Source organism: Wolbachia endosymbiont (group A) of Andrena hattorfiana, from assembly GCF_947179565.1.
In the GTDB taxonomy this organism is placed as follows: domain Bacteria; phylum Pseudomonadota; class Alphaproteobacteria; order Rickettsiales; family Anaplasmataceae; genus Wolbachia.
This window is the reverse complement of the sequence record NZ_CAMXBT010000003.1, coordinates 263,106-284,394: the sequence shown is the minus strand read 5'-3', so window position 1 is coordinate 284,394 and position 21,289 is coordinate 263,106. Positions and strand designations below refer to the sequence as shown.

General features: G+C 35.0%; 16 protein-coding genes, 1 tRNA gene, 1 other RNA gene and 7 pseudogenes. 16 read left to right on the top strand and 9 right to left on the bottom strand.

The features are described 5' to 3' along the window. Positions 1-16: 16 nt before the first annotated feature. Positions 17-508: pseudogene (locus OM966_RS06425) on the top strand (alpha/beta hydrolase family protein); the annotation flags it as partial. Positions 509-548: 40 nt separating this feature from the next. Here OM966_RS06425 and OM966_RS07610 read toward each other — a convergent pair. The 3 genes and pseudogenes from OM966_RS07610 to OM966_RS06405 form a co-directional block, all read right to left on the bottom strand. Then, positions 549-1,480, bottom strand: a pseudogene (locus OM966_RS07610) (IS5 family transposase). Positions 1,481-2,178: 698 nt separating this feature from the next. Next, on the bottom strand, positions 2,179-2,967 hold the full coding sequence (dapF, locus tag OM966_RS06410) for a diaminopimelate epimerase (RefSeq protein ID WP_264329400.1): 789 nt from the start codon (positions 2,965-2,967) through the stop codon (positions 2,179-2,181). Beyond that, the gene (locus tag OM966_RS06405) at positions 2,948-3,535 is read right to left on the bottom strand and encodes a nitroreductase family protein (protein ID WP_253309888.1); all 588 of its coding nucleotides are present in this window, start codon (positions 3,533-3,535) and stop codon (positions 2,948-2,950) included. Before OM966_RS06405 ends, dapF begins: the two co-directional genes overlap by 20 nt. Before the next feature lie 85 nt (positions 3,536-3,620). Between OM966_RS06405 and OM966_RS06400 the strand changes: the two genes are divergently transcribed. From OM966_RS06400 to petA, 6 genes are all read left to right on the top strand, one after another. Continuing rightward, complete coding sequence (locus OM966_RS06400) at positions 3,621-4,148, top strand: biotin transporter BioY (RefSeq protein WP_264329269.1); 528 nt, start codon at positions 3,621-3,623, stop codon at positions 4,146-4,148. Next, positions 4,145-4,555, top strand: a complete 411-nt coding sequence (locus tag OM966_RS06395; RefSeq protein ID WP_264329268.1) for a DUF1284 domain-containing protein — start codon at positions 4,145-4,147, stop codon at positions 4,553-4,555. The genes OM966_RS06400 and OM966_RS06395 overlap by 4 nt, the downstream gene beginning before the upstream one ends. 1,070 nt (positions 4,556-5,625) lie before the next feature. Further along, positions 5,626-6,501 (top strand): tetratricopeptide repeat protein, encoded by an 876-nt coding sequence (locus tag OM966_RS06390; protein WP_264329267.1) that lies wholly within the window; start codon positions 5,626-5,628, stop codon positions 6,499-6,501. 81 nt (positions 6,502-6,582) lie between these two features. Beyond that, a tRNA-Val gene (locus tag OM966_RS06385) sits at positions 6,583-6,655 on the top strand. 52 nt (positions 6,656-6,707) lie between these two features. Further along, positions 6,708-9,416: a DNA gyrase subunit A gene (gyrA, locus tag OM966_RS06380; protein WP_264329266.1), complete on the top strand. Its 2,709-nt coding sequence runs from the start codon at positions 6,708-6,710 to the stop codon at positions 9,414-9,416. An 86-nt stretch (positions 9,417-9,502) separates the two neighbouring features. Continuing rightward, positions 9,503-10,102, top strand: coding sequence for a ubiquinol-cytochrome c reductase iron-sulfur subunit (gene petA, locus OM966_RS06375; protein ID WP_264329265.1), 600 nt, complete (start codon positions 9,503-9,505; stop codon positions 10,100-10,102). A 17-nt stretch (positions 10,103-10,119) separates the two neighbouring features. Here the strand turns inward: petA and priA are convergent, their stop codons facing one another. Further along, on the bottom strand, positions 10,120-12,123 hold the full coding sequence (priA, locus tag OM966_RS06370; RefSeq protein WP_264329264.1) for a replication restart helicase PriA: 2,004 nt from the start codon (positions 12,121-12,123) through the stop codon (positions 10,120-10,122). 159 nt (positions 12,124-12,282) lie between these two features. Between priA and OM966_RS06365 the strand changes: the two genes are divergently transcribed. Further along, a complete protein-coding gene (locus OM966_RS06365) occupies positions 12,283-13,839 on the top strand; it encodes a hypothetical protein (RefSeq protein ID WP_264329263.1) in 1,557 nt (518 codons plus the stop codon). 65 nt (positions 13,840-13,904) lie between these two features. Here OM966_RS06365 and OM966_RS07405 read toward each other — a convergent pair whose 3' ends face one another. The 4 genes and pseudogenes from OM966_RS07405 to OM966_RS07605 all read right to left on the bottom strand — a co-directional run. Continuing rightward, positions 13,905-14,123: a transposase gene (locus tag OM966_RS07405; protein WP_264736254.1), complete on the bottom strand. Its 219-nt coding sequence runs from the start codon at positions 14,121-14,123 to the stop codon at positions 13,905-13,907. A gap of 172 nt (positions 14,124-14,295) precedes the next feature. Beyond that, positions 14,296-14,583, bottom strand: a pseudogene (locus tag OM966_RS06360) (IS630 transposase-related protein); the annotation flags it as partial. A gap of 49 nt (positions 14,584-14,632) precedes the next feature. Further along, the gene (locus tag OM966_RS06355; protein ID WP_264328471.1) at positions 14,633-14,758 is read right to left on the bottom strand and encodes an IS630 transposase-related protein; all 126 of its coding nucleotides are present in this window, start codon (positions 14,756-14,758) and stop codon (positions 14,633-14,635) included. A gap of 35 nt (positions 14,759-14,793) precedes the next feature. Next, positions 14,794-15,354, bottom strand: a pseudogene (locus OM966_RS07605) (transposase); the annotation flags it as partial. A 483-nt stretch (positions 15,355-15,837) separates the two neighbouring features. Between OM966_RS07605 and OM966_RS06335 the strand changes: the two are divergent. Next, a pseudogene (locus OM966_RS06335) lies at positions 15,838-16,479 on the top strand (hypothetical protein). Between the two features lie 125 nt (positions 16,480-16,604). Here OM966_RS06335 and OM966_RS07400 read toward each other — a convergent pair. Further along, a pseudogene (locus tag OM966_RS07400) lies at positions 16,605-16,792 on the bottom strand (hypothetical protein); the annotation flags it as partial. Between the two features lie 82 nt (positions 16,793-16,874). On the opposite strand from OM966_RS07400, the pseudogene OM966_RS07600 reads away from it, so the two are divergent. The 7 genes and pseudogenes from OM966_RS07600 to OM966_RS06305 form a co-directional block, all read left to right on the top strand. After that, positions 16,875-17,008: pseudogene (locus OM966_RS07600) on the top strand (IS3 family transposase); the annotation flags it as partial. Between the two features lie 103 nt (positions 17,009-17,111). Then, positions 17,112-17,447, top strand: a transfer-messenger RNA (tmRNA) gene (gene ssrA / locus OM966_RS06330). 22 nt (positions 17,448-17,469) lie between these two features. Next, the gene (locus OM966_RS06325) at positions 17,470-17,907 is read left to right on the top strand and encodes a ClpXP protease specificity-enhancing factor SspB (protein WP_006279412.1); all 438 of its coding nucleotides are present in this window, start codon (positions 17,470-17,472) and stop codon (positions 17,905-17,907) included. Positions 17,908-18,116: 209 nt separating this feature from the next. Next, positions 18,117-18,338 (top strand): hypothetical protein, encoded by a 222-nt coding sequence (locus OM966_RS06320; protein WP_253309905.1) that lies wholly within the window; start codon positions 18,117-18,119, stop codon positions 18,336-18,338. Further along, entirely contained in the window at positions 18,319-18,630 is a 312-nt protein-coding gene (locus tag OM966_RS06315) for a type II toxin-antitoxin system RelE family toxin (protein ID WP_264329259.1), read from the top strand. Before OM966_RS06320 ends, OM966_RS06315 begins: the two co-directional genes overlap by 20 nt. Positions 18,631-18,772: 142 nt before the next feature. After that, positions 18,773-19,051, top strand: coding sequence for a YggT family protein (locus OM966_RS06310; protein WP_264329258.1), 279 nt, complete (start codon positions 18,773-18,775; stop codon positions 19,049-19,051). Next, positions 19,052-21,175, top strand: a complete 2,124-nt coding sequence (locus OM966_RS06305) for an FtsK/SpoIIIE family DNA translocase (RefSeq protein WP_264329257.1) — start codon at positions 19,052-19,054, stop codon at positions 21,173-21,175. Positions 21,176-21,289 lie beyond the last annotated feature (114 nt).

The window sequence follows — 21,289 nt, the reverse complement described above, 5'->3', positions numbered from 1 at the left end:
ATTCATTAACGATAAAATGAAAGTTATTTATCATACCAATAGTGATATCAAGCCAGAAGAAAATACAAAACACGTGATAAACTTTTTTGGAGTACTTGGGTGTATTAAGGTTAATGCTCGTGGTAAAAATCCACTTAAGGGACAAGAAAGTAAGTTAGTTAAGCATTATTTTGACTATCCCTATTTCTCTAGAATTGTTAATCCAAGATTCTTTCAAGAAGAATTAAATGCTGAAGAAAAAAAATTCAATAGGAGAATAATCTCACTATGGTTATGTTCTGCTATATTGTCCACTGCTTCTATTGTGTCGTTATACTTGGCATACCAGAATCAAAAATCAAAAAAGGTACTTACAGGGTTAGCTTTTGCATCAGTAGTGCTATCAATTTTGGCTACCATATGTTTTATCGTACTTTGCCTATGGATGCTTTTTGACTTTATTAAGAAGAGATTTGTAGTACACAGAATTAAAAGCTTTTTGGAAAATGAAGTCAGCCCTGAGTGGCTTTGTTGCATCACACTTTATGAGATGGTGATTTATGGTAAATTCATGTAACTATCTCAAATTTAGCCATACCAATATCAGTGAATTTATTAAGCAAATAGCATTTGATTAGCAGTTCTTTTTCTCGATTTATCTCAGATTTATTCCTAAAACTAAATCCGAATATTTGCTTTAATCTTGAGAAAAACCCTTCAATATAAGATCTTTTCCCATAATTTACTTCTTTTTTCCATTCTTTCATGCCATCTTCACCGTATAATTTTATTAACCTAATAGCAGCATTCCTATCAGACATATAATCTATTTCTGGATGTTCTGCCGCATTGTTTATTGGTAGAATTTTTGTCTTTATATCATATTCGTTACACAACTTATAAAACTTGTGCCTATCACATGCTCTATCTGCATATAGTGCTTTTATGGCATGCTGAAAATCAACTTCTTTTAGCAAATCACAAGCTCCATAGTGATCAGAGTAGACACCGTTACTGTATTTTACAGCTATGGCTTTTTTGTTGTTTATATTCAACATTACGTGCAATTTTCTCGTTTGCTCATAGCCACGATATTTTCTGTCAGTGCTATTTTCCTTGCTGTGTGTTGTTGTATATACTAATTCCTGTACTGTCTATAGCAATTTCGATATCTTCCATATTATTTTTTTCAACTCTGCAATCATTGATCTTAATATCAAGTTTCTTTTGATGCTTGTGAATAGCTGCAAATTTTTTCCTATTTGTTCAATGTATCCCTCTAAAAATCCCACTGTTTGTCTCAAACCTATTCTGAATAGATGGGTTATTATATGTATCAAAATTACCACTTTGTTGCTGTAAATATTGTTGCCACCCTACATTTTAGCCCAATTTCATACCAATTTTCTATGGCTTCGTTGATATAATGAAAAATATTTCCTCTTTTTTCTAGAAATTTGTTATATTCATGGCAGTTACTGACTCTCATTTTTTGTGGCATATTTTTTCTTCAACAGTTAAATGGCTATTTATAATGAATTTTGTCAGTAACTGCCAGTTCTTTTCACTTGAACGATGCAACAAAGCCCACTGGGATCCAGAAAACTTAATTTCAACCAAATAATAAAGGCTAGATCCCAGTGTCTAGGCACTGGGATGACAAAGGAGGACAGTGCCAAGCACTGACCATTTCTGGTCTCTTAAATTGCAACTAATCTAAATATTAAGAAATTTACCAAATAAAAAAAAAGGCAAAAGAAGCCCCGTGGTTGGCTAGTTACTTACATTATACTTTCAAGTACGTCGTTTTTTTATTCCAAACGTCTAATAACCGCGACTCAGCTGCTTTTAAATGCAACTAACCTAAATTATAAACGTTAAGAAATTTACTGAGCGGAAAAAAAGGCAAAGAAACCCCAGGGTAGCTAGTATTCAAATTCTCCCTTGTCTATTTGACGTCTTTTACTGTCTTAAACGCTTTATAAGCGCGTTTCGGTTTGTATAGGTAGAAACCTAAAGTTTTACAAAGACATGAGGTGCACATAGTGCAAAAAATTAAGCATGATTTACGCCAAATACATTAAGTTTTTTTGTCATTAATCCACTGCAGAGATTGCGAAGTGAAATAAAATAGCTTCACTTCCATGATAAGGGGGCCGGCGGAGTTTGTCAAGTAGTTTTGCATTGTGAAAACAATTATCACAAAAATCCTATATCACCGGTCATGAATACGTTATTTGCCCATTCGATTAATAACTTACCTCCTGGTAAATCTACTGAAGTCTGTTGGGCAGTCAGATATCCACGTAGTGTGGATGCAACAAGTGCTGCACAGGCTGCACTACCGCATGATGCAGTAATGCCTGTACCTCTTTCCCAAACTCTTAAAGCTATTTCTCCAGACTTTTCAACTTGTGCAATACTAATATTAATTTTCTGAGGAAATAGTACGTGATTTTCTAGCTTTGGTCCTAAATTTCGCAATGGTATTTCACTTATGTTATCAACAAAAAAAACTATATGAGGGTTACCAATATTTACTGCAACAGGATCTTTTAGCATTTCAAGCTCTATAGGTAAGTGAAGAGTGTCACACTCAGTAGACAAGGGAATTTCATGCCATTTTAGCAAAGGTTTACCCATGTTAACCTTTATGGATTTATCACCAACTTTAAAACACTCTAAAGTGCGTTTGTTTACCAGCTCAATAGTGATATACTCAGTACCTTTTTCTGACATTATCAAATATCCAACACAGCGTGCTACGTTTCCGCACATTTCAGCTCGACTACCATCAGCGTTATAGATATGTATAAAGCAGTCTGCAGCATTAGACATTGTTATAATTATCACTTGATCACAACTGCTTTGATCAGCAATTTGTCTATAGTTCCAGTCTAAATTGTTTGTTGAACGTGAGTCTATGATAACAAAATTATTGCCAGTACCGTGCATCTTGATAAAATTTTTAGGACCTTGGCCACTCATCATAAAAAAATATTTCTTCTATTGGTCTTCTTTTTTTCTTACTTGTTTCAGCGCCCTCTTCTTCGTAACCAACCGCTATCACTGACATTACATTAAAATCATCGGATATGTTGAATCTTTCTACTATTTTATCTCTATCAAATCCACCCATTTGATGAGCCATTAAGTTCACAGATGCAGCCTGTAGCATAAGTGCATAATTTGCTGCACCAGTATCATGACTAGCCCAAAGATTTTCTCCTTTACCTCGTTTACGGAAGTTTTTAGCACTTAAAGATATGATTAACACTTGTGCATCTTTTGCCCATTTTTGATTAGATTCATCAAGACAATTTAGCAGCTTTTCCCATGCGCTTTGATTGTTCTGTTTGTTGCATATCACATATCTCCAAGGTTCATCACCAAAACATGAGGGAGTTAGCCTTACAGCTTCCATTAAAATATCCATGTCTTCCTGAGATATTGCTCTTGTAGTATCGTATGAACGTCCGCTGTGTCTTGCTTTCATCAACGATAATAGATCTTGTTTACTCATCATTTTTAATTTAATAGTGCATAAATAATTCATTGTAGCACAATATGAGCAAAATTTAAATTGCAAAACCTCTTATACACATATATTACATTTAATAAGTTATTTTTATTGGGAAGGTATGTTTATAACACAATCTAGCAGCAGATCAACACTGACTGAAATATTGTCTTGCGTTTTACTTTTATTCTTGATGGCTCAAATAAGCGTACCATTGCAGCCTGTGCCTATCACATTGCAAACTTTAGGAGTAATGCTTATTGGGCTTAAATTTAACCGCAGAACAGCATTCTATTCTGTGCTTACATATCTATCACTTGGTGCAGCAGGATTTCCTGTTTTTGCGAATTTTTCTGGTGGTTATCACATTTTTCTCGGACCAACAGGTGGATATTTAATTGGCTGTTTAGCTGCTGTTATGGTAATGAGCAAAGTAAATGAATTACTGAACTCTAAATATAAATCATTTGTGTGTAATTCTTTAAGTTGTCTGGCTGGTACAGTTGTAATCTTTATTTGTGGTGTTAGTTGGCTTGCTGTTTACTTGGGTCTGGGACAAGCAATAATGGTGGGTGTTTTACCATTTATCCTTCCTGGTTTGGTAAAAATTTTTCTACTTGTAGCAGCTTTGCAATATTTGAAAAAATGATAAAATTCCACCCTCATCATTTCATGTGCACCCTCGCGTTTCGGGGATATGGGTATTCTCAGGGTTTTGTAGAAAATTATAAAAAGATAGCAAGCAAAGTAATTAGTGATCCTAACACTCAAATCGAAGTAGTCGGCAATCTTGGTAGTATTTGTAGTGCTTGCCCAAACCAGATTAAACAAGGTAAATGCACCACACAAGCTAAAGTTTTAGAGCTAGATAGAAGGCATATGGGAATTTTAGGAATAAAAATTGGCGAGACTTTAAATTGGAATGAGGCGGTAAAAAAGATTAGAGAGAAAATGTCTTTAAAGAAATTTGATTACGCATGTGAGAGGTGCAACTGGCAGCCATATGGAATATGTAAAAATGCCCTTTTAAATTGTCATTCCTATAAAGGTAGTTGACAAAATGTTAAGATAAATTGAAGCATTTTTGTGGAAATAGACTTCTTGCACTACCTCCCAAGCCACAGATGTCATTCAGTAGAGACAAAAACTTACTTGACAAACTCCGCCAGCCCCCTTATCATGACAGTGAGGCTATTGTATTTGCTTTCGCCAATCTGCAGATTAAAAGGTAAGGATTACTTAATGTATCGGCGTCTTATGTTCAATTTTTTGCAGTATATAGATACTGTATGTCTTTACAAAACTTCATCTACATCTAGATTTTTATCTAAATAAGCTGAACGCGCTTACAAAGCGTTACAAGACATCAAAAAATGCCAATACTCGACAAAGATAGTAAAGGACTAGCTAACTTGGGGATTCTTTGTCTTTTTTTCTGCTTGGTAAATTTCTTAAACATTTGTAGCGTAAGTTAGTTGCAATTAAAAGCAGCTTAATCTCGCTTGTCAAGCGTTTAAAACATAAAAAACGCCAATATTTTAAAGCGGATAATAACCACGGGGCTTCTTTTGCCTTTTTTTTCATTTGGTAAATTTCTTAATGTTTGTAGCTAAAGCAATTTAAGAGACCGAAAATGGTGTCATTCCAGTCTGGAATCCAGTTTTCTTTACAAATTCACCAAAAGTGCTTCATTCTATAACGCAAAACCCATACTCACCAAACCCAATGCATTACTTGCAATTAAGTTTCCTGGATTCCAGACTAGAATGACACCGTCATAAAAGAACCAGTGTCAGCTACTTGCATGACACCTTCCTGATAGACAATGTTCGTACAGTGTCAGCTACTCAGATAACAGGAAGAAGGTGCTGGGATGACAGGAGAAGAAGGCTACTTAGATGGCAGGGAGGAGCTACTTGAATGACGGTTCTTATCGTCGGTAAACTTAGAGCTATAATAACTATTTGCCTTTTTTCTACTTAAGTTTGGGTTATGCAAGAAGTCTAATAGAGCGAAATATGGAAGACAAAAGATAAGTGCATTCTACGCAGCATGTTCGTCCCGCTAATTAATAATATCTTTATTATTGTATGAGATAGGTAATTTAGCATTTATGAATTTGTAATGTGTTACGCATAGCTCAAAGAAATAAGGTTTACTGGTTACACGCTGCAGCCAATGCCACAACACTAGGATCTATGTTTGTCTGCATGTTAATTTGCGTTGTGATTTTATGGAGGTCTTCTGTTACCTATGCTAGTGAAAATTTGGAGATACAGAAGGCCTTTGATAGTGTTGTCAAGCATATAAAAGCTGATAAAAAGTATAAAGATCTTGATGTTATTGAGAGAAAAAGTGACAAATTTAATATCAAAATTGCGCAGAATTCTGGCAAGAGTTTTGACATATACTCTACTTTAAAAAAAGCAAAAGATTCCTTTGAGTCAGGAGATAATGAAACAGCTATTTCTCTTCTTAATCAGATCATCACAAAGTTTCCTTATCATAAAAATGCTTTAATTGAATTGGGAAATATTTATTACGCTAATAAAGAATACAAAAAAGCTGTAGAGATTTATACAAGACTGTTAAAAGAATACCCTAGTAACCCTTACATATTAAAAAATTTTCTGACGATAATCTCACAATATGATCCTGATCTGGCGTTGAGTGAAATGTTGAAATTGTATGATATACATAAAAATTATGCTCCTTTATTAGCAAATTTAGGTCTGATTTATATGAAAAAGGAGGATTATGTAAAAGGTAAAGAGTATATGACAACTGCTATTTCCCTTGATGAAAACAATATTTTTTATACCTATAATTTAGCTGTTATTCTAGATAAACTTTCAGATTTTAAAAATGCTACAATATTCTACTTAAAGTTGTTGAACATGGCTACAACTTCGAAAGATGTGAGTGAAAAAATACCTTTATACAAAGTGACAGCAAGACTAAAATTTATAAAACTCCACAGCACGCACCCAAAGATTTCATAAAAGCTTATAGCTTACCTAAATCTAATTTATCGCTATTTTTGTTTACAATAATAATATTGAGCTATAGAATTACATCTAAAGGGGCAATTAGCTCAGCTGGTAGAGCATCTCGTTTACACCGAGGAGGTCGGCAGTTCAAGTCTGTCATTGCCCATTTGCTTAACTGAATGTTAATATTATTAATTACTTCAATCAAAATATAGAAAATGCAGGATAATATAGTACCAATCTCAATAGTAAAAGAGCTGGAAGATTCTTATCTCTCCTACGCAATGAGCGTTATCATAAGCCGGGCTATACCTGACGTGCGAGATGGATTTAAACCTGTTCATAGGCGCATATTATATGCAATGTCAAGGGCTGGATACGATGCTGGTAAGCCATATAAAAAGGCGGCTCGTATAGTAGGGGATGTAATGGGGAAATATCACCCACATGGTGATGCAGCTATTTACGATTCCTTGGTTAGAATGGCCCAAGATTTCTCTCTTCTTTTACCACTTGTTGATGGACAAGGTAACTTTGGTTCGATAGACGGAGATCCACCCGCTTCGATGCGATATACAGAAGCAAGGCTTCACAAAGTGTCGCACTTCTTACTAAATGATATTGACGAAGATACAGTTGATTTTAGGCCAAACTATGATGGAAATGAAACAGAGCCTGTTGTACTGCCTGCAGAATTTCCGAATCTATTGGTAAATGGTGCAAGCGGTGTTGCAGTTGGTATGGCAACCAATATTCCTTCTCACAACCTTGGAGAAATAATAGATGCTTGTATGTTATATATAGATAATCCTGAAGTTACTTTGGATGAGTTACTTGAAGTGATGCTAGGGCCGGATTTCCCAACTGGGGGAACGATTCTTGGAAGGTCTGGAATAAGATCAGCATTTGCAACGGGTCGTGGATCAATTGTTGTGCAAGGCAAGACTCACATGGAAGACCTGCCACAAGATAGGCAAGCAATAGTGATTGATGAAATACCTTACCAGGTAAATAAAGTAAAATTAATTGAGAAGATAGGTGAGCTTATAAAAGAAAAAAGAATTGATGGCATAACAGAAATTAGGGATGAGTCTGATAAGTCTGGTATTAGAGTAGTAATTGACCTCAGAAGAAATGCTGAAGCAAGTTTTATACTTAATCAAATATTGGGACTAACTCCACTAAGAAGTAGTTTTAGTGTTAACACTTTAGTCCTCAACAACAACAGGCCTGCTTTTATGTCATTAAAAGAAATCATAGCTGCTTTTGTTGATTTTAGAAAAGAAGTATTAATCAGGAGAACAGAATTTCGTCTAAGAAAAACGAGGGAAAAAGCTCATATATATATAGGGCTCTACATTGCGGTCTTGAGCATAGATGAAGTGATAAAAATCATCCGTGGTGCAAAAGATCCTGCGGAAGCAAGTAGAGAACTTTTAAATAAAGAATGGAAAACTTCAGCTGAGATAAACACAATTATTGGATTAATCTCAGACAGCACAAGCTTTTTGAAAGACGGAGTGTATAGATTAACTGAGCTGCAAACGAAAGCTATTCTTGACATGAAATTGCAACGTTTAACAGGCCTTGAAAAAGACAAATTAGAAGCTGAGCTAAGTTCAATGATCAACCTGATAAAAGAATATATCGCTTTTCTTGGCTCAGGAGGGAAGTTGATGAAAGAAATAAAAAACAATCTACAAGAAATAAAGAACAGATTTGCTGTGCCGCGAAAAACTTCAATAGAGGAATCAGATACGGACATTGAAGCTGAAGATCTAATTCCACAAGAGGATATGGTGATAACCGTAACTATGAATGGTTATATCAAGCGTGTGAAGCTTTCTCATTATAGAACTCAGCGTCGTGGTGGAAAAGGAAAGCTAGGACAAGGATTAAAAGAAGAGGATGTAACCACAAAATTATTTGTTGGGAATACCCACACTAGCCTTTTATTCTTTTCTAATATTGGCCGAGTTTATAGATTAAAAGTTTATAAGTTACCTCTTGCAGAGCCAACTGCACGTGGAAGAGCACTTGTTAATATATTCCCGCTTAGCGATGGTGAAACTATAACTAATATAATGCCATTACCAAGTGAAAATGACGAAAATCAAAACATAGTTTTTGCTACTGCTCATGGGAACATAAGGCGCAACTCTTTAGCGGATTTTCACTATATTCCAAGCAATGGAAAAATAGCAATCAAGCTCGATGAAGGAGATAAGTTAATATCAGTTAAAGTATGCAATGAAATTGATCATGTTTTTCTTTCAACAAGATTCGGCAAAAGTATCAGATTTGTTGTAAGTGATGTGCGTCAATTTAAAAGTCGCAATTCAGATGGCGTAAGAGGTATCAAACTTGCAAAGAATGACAGCGTGATATCCATGACCATATTAAATGGGATAGGTGTAGCAACAGAAACAAAAGAACTTTACTTAAAAGTTCCACTTGCAAAAAGACTGGGGACTGCAATTAATAACTCCATTGATTCTAAATTGGAAAAGACTTTGAATGATTTAGGAATAGATAACGAATTGTTCTTAAAACTTGCAGTGAATGAGGAGTTTATATTAACTATTACCGAAAATGGCTTTGGTAAAAGAACTTCTGCGTATGAGTATAGAATAACTAACAGGGGTGGTGTTGGTATCACCAATATTCTTACTACCAACAGAAACGGTAATGTTGTTGCTAGTTTTCCAGTTGAGCAGGGTGATAATATCATGCTTATTACAGATAAAGGAAAGTTAATTCGTATTTCAGTAAATGATATCAGAATTGCAGGACGTAGCACTCAAGGAGTCACTCTGTTTAAAACAGAGAGTAGAGAAAAGGTGGTGTCAGTAGCGAAAATTGAAGATCCTGATTCCACTGAAGATAGTATTTCTGAAGTTGAAAACTCTATCTCTTCTCAACTGTAGTACAGGTTAAACAAAAAGCGCAAGTTTTTGTTGATTAATACGCAGTATTTAATTTAAAATATATACTTATGGCTAAGTAGAGATCAATGGGCAAAAATTTAACTAAAAATAAAAAACCACTGGCAAACAAAGAGGATAAAAAAACACCTCCCGTTAAAGATCTTACTAAAAATAAGAGTAGGAGAGATTTTATAACATTAACTACATGCGCTATGGCAGGTATAGGAGCTGCAAGTGGACTTTGGCCACTGGTTAAGTCTATGAATCCTTCTGCTGAAGTTTTAGCAACTTCCACAGTGGAGGTGAATTTGTCTGGAATTCAGCAAGGACACGGAGTAAAAGTAAAGTGGCAAGGTAAACCAGTATTCATTCGTAGACGCACAAAGCAAGAAATTGAGGCTGCAAGAGCTGTGAATGTGAAGAGCTTGAGGGATCCTCAATTAGATGAGCAGAGAGTATACGAAGGAAAAGACGAATGGTTAATTATGCTTGGAATATGTACACATCTTGGGTGTGTGCCGATTGATCACGCTACAAAAGATGGTAACGGTTGGTTCTGCCCTTGCCACGGTTCATATTATGACACATCAGGCCGAGTAATTGGGGGTCCTGCACCAAAAAATATGGTTGTACCTGATTATTTTTTTCCCAGTGAGAATGTTGTGGTAATTGGCAAGAAGGCTTAACGGATACAATAAACTCGTTAAAAAAAACTCACAGGATCAACATCTATTATCACTGCAATACTCGAATTCAAGTTACAATTTTTAATCCAATATTTCAGCTTTTTTTGTATGGATAGACTGTGCTTATTGTGTATTTTTAGCAACACCCTATACCGATACTTATTATTTAAGAAATTTATTGCTGCTGGTGATGGACCAAGAATTTCAAATTCCTTTTTGTCTGCACTTACATTTTTTTCCTGAATACAAGTAGTTGAGCTACTTTTATGACAGAGAAGAGATTTTACTATTTCATTCGCTGCTTTTTGTGTCGCAATCTGATTCTTACCACAAATTATAAGCGCTATTAATCTGCTAAATGGTGGCATTTTGGCTTCGCGTCTTGACTTAAGTTCAATTTCATAAAATGAGTCCCTTTTTTGATGTAGCAATGCTTTTATTATTGAACTTTCAGGATTATTGGTTTGCACTATTACCATTCCTTTTTTATTGAACCTTCCTGACCTGCCTGCAACTTGGTGCAACAATTGATACGTCTTTTCTGCTGCTCTTAAATCAGAATTTTCGAGACTCAAATCTGCATTCATTACTCCAACCAAAGTTAATTTAGGAAAATTGTGCCCCTTAGCAATTATTTGTGTGCCGATTATAATGTTCACCTCTTCTTTCAGTACCAAGTCAATTACGTTACTAACCGACTTCTGATCGCTGCTTATCATCGCAGTTTTTGCGTTTGGTATTAATTTCACCATTTCTTCAAGTAACCTTTCAATTCCTACGCCATAAAGGGAAAATGACTGTTCACTCTGGCAATCAGAGCATTTTTCTGGGAGTTTTAATTGATAAGAGCAATGATGGCACAAAAGAGCATTTTTTTTCTTGTGATATGTAAGCCAAACAGCACAATTTAAGCAGGAAATTTTATATCCACACTTTTTACAAACTGCCAGTTGTGCATACCCTCGGCGGTTTAAAAAGAGCATAACCTGCTGTTTTTTCTCTATGGTTTGTTTGATGCTTTCAAAAAGCTCAGAGGAGATCCATTGCTTGTTGTTCCTCATATCTACTACTTTAATGAGTGGCAATTCTGCACCACCGAATCGCTTGGTTAGCTTTACATGATTGTAATTCCCGCTTTTAACATGATGAATCGTTTCAAGCAGTGGAGTTGCTGATGATAAAATAATCGGAATATTTTCAAATTTGGCTAAGATTATCGCCATATCTCGAGCATTATATATAATTCCCTGTTCTTGTTTAAAAGATGAGTCGTGTTCTTCATCAATGATAATCAATTTTAGGTTTTTATAAGGCAAAAAAAGCGCTGACCGTGCACCAATAATTATCTGCGCATTTCCACTTGCTATATTGAGCCAATTATTCCGGCGAGTTTTTGGAGTGAGCCTTGAGTGCCATTCAACTAAGTTTTTTGATATCTGACCGCGAACACGATTTACCAATTGTGAAGTTAAAACAATTTCAGGCAAGAGGATTAAAATTTGTGCACTGTTTACAGTTTCTACCAATTTTGCAATTGCGGATAAGTAAACTTCCGTTTTTCCAGATCCTGTCTCACCGTCAAGCAAAGTCACTGAATACTCATTCAAACTGCTTATTATTTTATTGCTAGCTATCTGCTGTTCAGGGTTTAATTGGCAACTTATTTCACTTATTTCCTGCTTTTGTTCAACACAAACCAATTTATCTATTTGGTTTACTTTTAACACTCCTCCCATTATCACTTTGGCAAGCATACCAATAGGCATTACATTGTATTGTGCAACCCACTCTGCAAATGCAATCAATTTTGGTCTAATATTTGGTAAATCGATTTTTTGCTCAATAAATTTTAATGCTCGACCACTCTTGTCACTATATTTCCAAACTATTCCGATCAAGCGTTTTTTGCCAAATGGCACCACTACGTAATCTCCAACTAAAACTTCAGTATTTTCTTCAACTGCATATGAAAATAACTGATCAATTGGAAGTGGTAGTAATACATCAACTGTTCTTGTCATAGCAGCCTAAGTTTAGCACTGTTTTGAAAATATTCGTTTGATTTTTGTGGATTGATTGGTTGAACTGATATTATATAAGTTTATTTGGCTAGGATGGTAAATATGCAAGAGGCTCATATACAGAAACTAATAGAATTTTCTGAACTTCATAAGAACTTTATGCAGAACAGAAGACCAAGCGAGTCGGAAAAACAATTGTTTGAGATAAGTGAGGAATTTAAAAGGGAACACCCTGAAGTTAGATTGAATGTACGCAGTAATGTGATTGATAAGAGAACTTTTGCTTCACACGGTACCAATGCTTGGGCATTTTTTTCAGCATTTGCTTTTACAAATGGCCAATTACTACCAAAAAATGAAATGAAAGTAAGGGGAATGCCTGTTGTTGCAGGCGAATTGATATATGAGAAAAATAGATATGGTCCAGGTTCCCATTATCCAAACACAGTGAGCCAAAATAGTGTGTCAACAGTTGGGCTTAATAATGAAAGCTCGCATTTGTTTAACACATTTCGCTACGCAGAAATGGCAACGCAGAAACACAGTTATAGCTATAATAATTTTTGTGAAAAATACCTTAAAAAATATCATAAACAAAGTGTAGATAAAACTGTTATGGAAAAAGCTAATAAGCTTTTGAAAGATGATGGATCTATGAAAGAAGCATATGAAAGGTTATCTTCTATTCCAGTGGTTGTTTTAAGTGATAGAATTGGAGGAAAGTCAATAGGTTCGAGTATAGATAATGAATATGGATGTGAAAGATTTAACATTAGAGTTGTTATAGTTGATGAAGAAGATAAAGAGTATGTCAGAAATTTGATTAATAAAATCAATCCAAGAATAGCTGAAGGTATAGTGTATCTAGCTATCGAAGAGGTTATGGAGCTTGAAGGTGAGCGTATTAAAACAGCCCCTAATAAGTTCTGCATGAAAGAGATCTTTCTAGGTGGAAAGCACATCCCTGTTCTATTTGATTTTAAAGATAGCTTTGTGAGTGATTTCGAAAGGGAACTTAAAGGTAAATTAACTTTTAGTTTTTCTGATCAGTTTAATGTGTGTAAAATAGAAAAGAAAAGATTAGTAAAAGAGACGATAAAAGGTAAACCTAAAGTATCCACTGCTACTATAACTTACTATCAAAATCCAGATCCAACTTCAGAAACAATAATTGATGATGTAGATTACAGTGTAGTGTTTACCGAATCATTTCAATCAAAAGTAGGTAGCGATATAGTTATCAACTGTGATGATAAGCAAATTTCAGAACAACCGGCTGCAAGTGATACCACTACACAACCGTTTGTTTCAACTCCTCCACAACAAGAACAACCAGTAGACAGTGGCCCACAAACGATTACAAGCAGTGCAGTTCCATTGCAACAAACACCTGTCAGTAACGAAACTAACAATAATTTTCAGCAGAAAAAGCAAATTAATCAGCCACCTATAGTAGGCAACCCAAAACGTAATTCTCCACAAAAACAAGCTTCAGAAATTTCCCCAAGAGTTATAGGCTTAGCATTATTATTTAGTGCTGTAGGAGCCACACTAGCTGCAATAGGAATTATACCTGAGATTATTGCTATCGGAGTAATTGCAACTGCTGTATTATTAGGAATTGCAGGTGCAGCATTAGGTGGTATAGTAGGGTATCTTACAGACATAACAGTAAACAAATGTTGTAATAGTGAAGCTGTTATGAAAGCTGCATAGCTAACAACTAATGTCATTCAAATAGCTCGTCTAGGCATGTTTTTTTCTGGATTCTATAGTATTTTCTAAAACGAATGATAAACGTCTAAAATGGTATTACCAACTAAAAGGTGTAAGTCTGTACATTGATGCATTAAAGGTCTGAGGCGACTTTTGATGGTGTGCCAACAATGCTCTATCGGATTTAGATCAGGTGAATATGTTGGAAGATAAAGCAAATGACAGCCAAAAGACTCTATTAATGACTTTGTTTTGGGAGTTTTATGGAATGTAGCATTATCCATAACTATGGTTGTATTACGCTGCAATTGTGGTTCGCTCTAACCATACATTATTACACCCTCCTGTGAAGGTCATTGGTGCAATAAACTTCTTTTCAATCCATCCACCTATTATACTCACTCTTTCCCACTTTTTTCCTGGAACATCAGCATATATTTTTTCTCCTCTTGGAGCTCATGCATATTCTCGGTATAGTCTATTATCAACTCCTGCTTCATCTATATATAAAATGCTACAGTGGTCTATTTTTGAGACTTTATCGATAAATTGCTGCCTATCTTCTTGATTGCGCTCTTGATAGAATGTGACTTTTTTTAAGGTTATTTTTAGCTGTTTTAACCTATACCAAATTGCACTTATTCCAAAGCCAAGGTTTTGTTTCATTTCTGCTAGTGTGTGATCTGGGTGTTTTTTAACATAGTCTGCAAGTATTTTTGGGTCTATTTTCCGAATAAAACCAGTACTTTTTACCGCTTTGAGACCTTGGCCAGTAGATTTCTTTTTTAGCCATCTATATAGTGTCTATCTCAAAAACCTCTGCAACTTCAACCTTTGACTTTCCTTTTTCTACCAAAGAAACTGCTTTTTCCCTTAAATCTACACTATATACCATCGCTTTCCCTACTTTAAAAAACATATTATACCTTTATCATTCGCTTTTGAAAATACTATAGTTAGCAGTTTGCTTTTTTCCTTCAAATCAGGGTCAGAATTTATTATGCCTTCTATATCTTTCCTAATTTGCTCTGATTGCTCTTTTGCAAATTCTATCTGTTTTTCTATATATTCCCTGGCTTTTCCTGTGGCATTCTGCAAGCGGCACTTGTTTGCATATCGCTTAAATTGCGCTCAATTGCTCTTAGCTCTTTTAATTCTTCTTGCTTTTGTGAAACCATACACTCTTTTACCCCATCGTTTTTTGCGATGAATTCAGCATATTTTTCCAACAGTTTTGCATCTAATTTATCGGTTTTTGCAAAGTGATTGCAGGCTTTTGCAAATGCATATGCCCGATTTGGGTGAGCTCTATGAACAGCTATGTTATACAACTTTATTACAAGTTTCTCATAACCTCCTGTTTACACATAACTTAACAAATACGTTAGCCATTTTTGACTTTATAAACTTAGATATAGCTGTCTCTACATTTTCTATACGCTGATGTTTATTGTTGATTGAGATATCAAGTGTTTCTTTTGAAACATCAATACCCATAAAAACTGTTCTAGCCATTTTTGTACCTATAAATATAATCAAATAATAATGCAAATGCTGTACAGGATTGTGATTCGATCTTTTAGATCCCCCTACCGTTCGTACTACATTTTTTCTAGCTAGGAGTGTACTAAGATTCCACCCAATCAATCCAGTTAACAGCTTGCTCATTATAGTCTTGCGACTTTGATTTAATATACAATCCAGGAAATTTATTAAGTTGGTAAGCATAAAAGTAGCCGTTTTATGTTAAAATACAACGTTTTGATGATTATGAAAAAGCTGGATTCCAGACTGGAATGACACCATTTGTTGTAAACTCACTTTTTCTTGATTTTTTTGTTTATCTTGTCTACCTATTTTGCCATTCTGCTGAACGGATACATCCGAGTAGCACATCCTTTACTTTGTGGGTATACTTTTTTTGACATGTGGTTATATCTTTTTTAATATAAAGGATATATACTTATGCATTATATATTTTTTTGTATGAGGAGTTATATGAAAATGAAGAGATTATGCGTTTTGGCTGTGTTGCTTACTTCATCTCTAGCAGGTGCAGCTAATAATAGTGCAAGTAAGTCAGAAGATCAGTACTATGCAGGTTTAAACTTTGGTGCTGGATGGGGTGGTGGCTTTGTAATGAAACCTAGCGTTGTTTTTGGTTATCATCATGACAAAAACTCTAAGTTTGAACTTGAGGTTCTTGCTAACATGAGTGATATTGCTAATAAGGATACAAGGAAAATAGGGGCTAGCTTATTGGCAAATTATCGTTATTACCCTGACCTTGATATTGATCCCGTTAAACTATATGTCAGTGGAGGTTTAGGAGGATACTTATAAGTAATACCTTTTGGCTTTGGTGAAGGTGGTAAAAGCAAAGATTCAAAACCTAAAGATCCAGGAGCTACCACTACTCTGAGTGCAGGTGAGGTTACTGGAGCTGCTGCAGAGGAGGCATCTGTAGTAGATAAAATACTGGGTTCTATTTCCTATAAACTGAAGGTCGGTGTTGATTATGAAATTGCTCCATAGATAGTTGGTGCAGTTGGTATTGCTGCAGGCGGGCAACTAAGTGGTATAAAAGCATTACAAATACCAGATGCAACTCTGGAGGTAGGAATACGTTATAATTTTTAATGCTGCTAAATTGTAACTTAGTTCATAAAGGTAGAGACAATGTTGAGGATGAAATAAACAGCATTGAAAAAATCTGGAAATATATGAGATACTTTTCGAATATGGTTTTGAATGCTAACTATAGATTAAAAAAATAACAAGAAAAAGGGTAAACTCCAGTATTTGTAACCGTTCACGGATTGTGAGAATGAATAAGGAACTAGGTCCAAAGTGTGATGGTATGGATTTAGTATAAATAATTCAGGATGCTTGTGTCCACTGGTTACATATAAATTCATAAGGTTTTGAGAGTTTTGAGTCTTTTTGCGTAATATAACAAAGTTGTAAAGGTGTAACCATAATTCCTCCTTCGATGGCAATTTCTTATATATCATACCATCACACTTTGGAACTGTACACCTAAGCACTCTGTTCAACAAGCTAGAACTGCTATATTTGAATACATAGAAATTTTTACAAAAAACAGCGTAGGCATTCTGCTATTAATTATTGCATTCCTGAACATTGTGATTCATCATTCTTTTTGTAAAAAATTTTCTTAACTTTCTCTCCACTTTTTCTGGGTAAGGTCACAGAATTTTTTACTGGAAATCTTAATTTTGTCTTAGCAATAAATCAACTTAAGGTCATAATATCTTGACATTTATTTAATGTTGCTATATAATAGCTATGTACATTTTGTGTACTATAGCAATAAAATCACCCTGTAATAGGTGTATTGTACCCGAGGGCAGTACTCGGCGCCTCCACCATATTTTTAATTTATATGGGGGCGAATAAGGATCGACATGCATAGTAAAGATGGTAGTTTTGCTCGGTTAGACACCACCGCTAAGAGTTCATAATTTAAATGCAAACGATAATTTTGCTGCTGAAGGCAATGATGCAATAGCTGCTTAATTTAAGCACTATAACTTCATTGCTATAAGCACGGTTCAGGGAACGCCGGGTAACAGAAGTTCCCCAAAAATTTACGTATGTGGAAGTTATATGGAGCAAACAGATTACAAAAAATTGCTTAATTCTGCCAAGTTTCAAGTTATCAAAAAGACTTTAGATGTTATATCAGGTAATGGTTTTATCCCTCATTTAGAAATATTATTTTTCACATATTTTAATGGTGTGACCATGCCAGATCGTTTGAAAAAGTCATACCCCACTCAAATGCTTATTATATTACAGCATCAATTCTATGATTTAAAAGTTTCTGAGGATAAATTTAGCGTCAGTTTGAGTTTTCAAGGAAAACAAGAGCGAATTACTATACCGTTTTTTGCTATTAGTGAGTTTCGTGATAAAATTTCAGGAGATGTTTTAATATTTGACAAAATCAGTATCGATTCTGATAAAGAATACAAAAGTGAAAAATGTACTGAAAAATTATCAAACGGTAGTATTATATCCATAGATCAACTGCGTGATGAGTAATTGCTCATCTTTGTAAACAAAAAATATTAATAGAAAAAAGTGGTCTAACTTAAGTAATAGAATAGAGGAATACTATCGTAGACAAATATGCTAAATCTTTAATTGTTTATTAACGCAGGTGGCAAAATTTTTCTTACATATCATCAACTTTCTTTATTGAAAAATTCAGAAAAATGTTGTATAATTGTTAGTAGACTTTGGTACAACATATGGCAGATTCAGGAATTAGTATAACTTTTGACCCAAAAACTTCGCAGCATCTTGTTGAACTAGCTAGGGCCACTAAGCAGTCTGTTCAAAAATTAACAGAAAAGCTAGTCAAGGAAGCAATCGAACTTGAAGCGGAAGATATTGCATTTTCCAAAATTATTAGGGAGTTAAATGCTGATGATGCAGAAGAAGTAGAGGATAGTGAAGACATCTGGAAATAAGCGATACACCATTAAATATCTAAAGCATGTTCTTAAAAGAAATTTGCCTTTCTTGCCGAAAGATGTAAAGCCAAGTATTAAAGACGCAATAAAAAAGTATCTTGAGATTGATCCTATTAGCAACGGTGTGTTGCTATGCAAGAGATTAAAGGGACATAGAAGAATAAAAGTTGCTGATGATTACCGTATTGTCTATCGTGTAAATACTGCAAAACGTATAGTAATTATTGTTTCAATAGGACACAGGGACAATATTTACAAGCAGGCAATATTGAACCTACTGAAACATTAAATATATTTTATACAGCCCTACTTCCTCCTACCTTAGGTGCAGCTCAAAAAATGAAGTTTTTTTTAGTTCAGCAAAAACAACATTTTGAGTTTGAAAAGGCTAAATACTTGTCTTTATTATAACTTTCGTGTAATAGATATGCATGCATCCAATTATATATCTACTCAACACGTTACTTGATCTTTATAGCTTCATTCTAATATGTTGGATTGTCCTAGATTTACTGATTAGGCTTAATATAGTGAACGTGTATAATAATACTGTCAATCGCATAATGCGCACCTTGAATCAGCTGACTTACCCACCACTAAAGATTATTAGAAGATATATACCACCGTTCAATGGATTAGATTTATCTATAATGATATTGCTAATAACAATTCACTTTGTAAAATATACAGTAGCTTACTACTTTAGGTAGATGTTAAAAAAATATCTAAAATCAGCAATATATCTATCCCTTTTAATATATGTATATATATCAGTTTTTAGCTACAACTATAAAGATCCTTCCTTAAACACGGCTACAAATAAGGAAGTGACAAATTTAGGTGGAATAGTAGGTTCATATTTAGCTGATATATTGGTTCAATTTCTTGGATTAACTAGTGTTACAATAGCTACAACCATAGTTTACTTGTTGATCTTCAGGCCAGCAAAAATACTGCTGAAAATTCTCTATTTAATATTAATCAATTTAGGGGTATGTGCTATATTACCACAACTTTCGCTAGGCATCACTGCAAGGTACAGACACAGTGGAATAATAGGGAATGCACTCGTTAATAACTGCCCATTTTATGTATTTGTGATAGTAACATCAATAGGTCTTGTAGGATCGGTTGGTTGGAAGAGAGCAATTTACTCTCTATTCTTCTTATGTAAAAAAATAGCTTGCTTATTTGTAAATGTTCCATTCTTCAGATCACATAAAACTGCTGAATATTCAGTTGCACCATTAGTAGTAGAAGAAAGACATAGAACTAAAATCACTACTAAACAACAACCAAAAGAAAGACAGAAAAAAGCTACCGAAGAAATTTTTAAACCTTCCAGTGAGTTCGAGTTTCCAAGCATTCATTTACTTTCTAAAGCAGAGGAGTCTTTGCAGAGAAAGCAGCTGAATGAAATGGAGAGCAATAAAAATTTATCTCTGCTGGAACAAGTCCTGAGTGATTTTGGCGTGCAAGGAAAAATTATCAGTGTATGCTATGGGCCGGTTGTGACTTTATACAAACTTGAACCACAAGCTGGTACGAAATCTGCAAGAGTAATTGGCCTTGCAGATGATATTGCACGTTCGATGAGTGCACTCTCTGCACGTATTTCAATAATTCGTGGGCAAAATGCTATGGGAATAGAGTTGCCGAACAAGGAACGAGAAATTGTAATGCTGCGTGATTTGCTTGAATCACCAGAATACCAGAATGCAAACTTAAATCTCCCAATTGCCCTTGGCAAAGAAATAAGTGGAAAACCAGTTATTGCAGATCTGACTAAAATGCCCCACTTGCTCGTTGCTGGAACCACAGGGTCGGGTAAATCAGTTGCGATTAACACTATGATTCTTTCGCTCGTTTATCGATTAAGTCCTGATGAATGTAAGATGATAATGATCGACCCAAAAATGCTTGAGCTTTCAATATATGATGCAATACCGCACCTAATGGCGCCAGTAGTAACAGAGCCAAAAAAGGCTGTTATCGCTCTTAAGTGGATAGTGAAAGAAATGGAAAATCGCTATCGCATGATGTCGTATTTAAATGTACGCAATGTAATAAACTATAACCAAAAAATCACAGAAGCAATGAATAGTGGAATAGAATTGGAGCGCGTTGTGCAGATTGGCTTTAACTCAACAACAGGCAAACCTTTGTTTGAAAAAATACCAATCAAGATGGAGACATTTCCGTATATTGTAGTGATCGTGGATGAAATGGCAGATTTGATGCTTGTTGCCGGCAAAGAGATAGAGTGCTCTATTCAACGTTTAGCTCAGATGGCTCGTGCTGCAGGAATACACATCATAATGGCAACACAACGCCCATCTGTGGATGTGATCACAGGTGTGATAAAGGCGAACTTTCCAACGAGAATCAGTTTTGCTGTTACTTCTAAGATAGATAGCCGTACAATACTTGGCGAACAAGGAGCTGAACAATTGCTCGGTATGGGTGATATGCTCTATATGGCCTCTGGTGGTAAGATCATTCGAGTTCACGGCCCATTTGTAAGTGATAATGAGGTGCAAGATATAGTTGATCATCTAAAAATGCAAGGTGAGCCAAATTATATGGAGGAAATCACCAAAGAAGATGAAAATTCTTCTGTGGAATCAGAAAGTGAAACAGAGGATGAAGAAAACGACCTCTACAATCAAGCAGTGGCCATCATTCAAAGAGATCAAAAAGTTTCAACCAGTTACATTCAGCGACAACTTAGAATAGGCTATAACAGAGCTGCAAATATTGTTGAAAGAATGGAAAAAGAAGGAATTGTCAGCTCTCCAAATTACTCAGGAAAAAGAGAGATATTGGTTGAATAGCAACCTTGTAATACATTAACTTAAGTTTTTGCACTTTCAAAAAGCAAGTCAAACAAAATTATTAAAAGGTCAATACATAATGACAGTTAATTTAATAATAATTTAAACATTTGG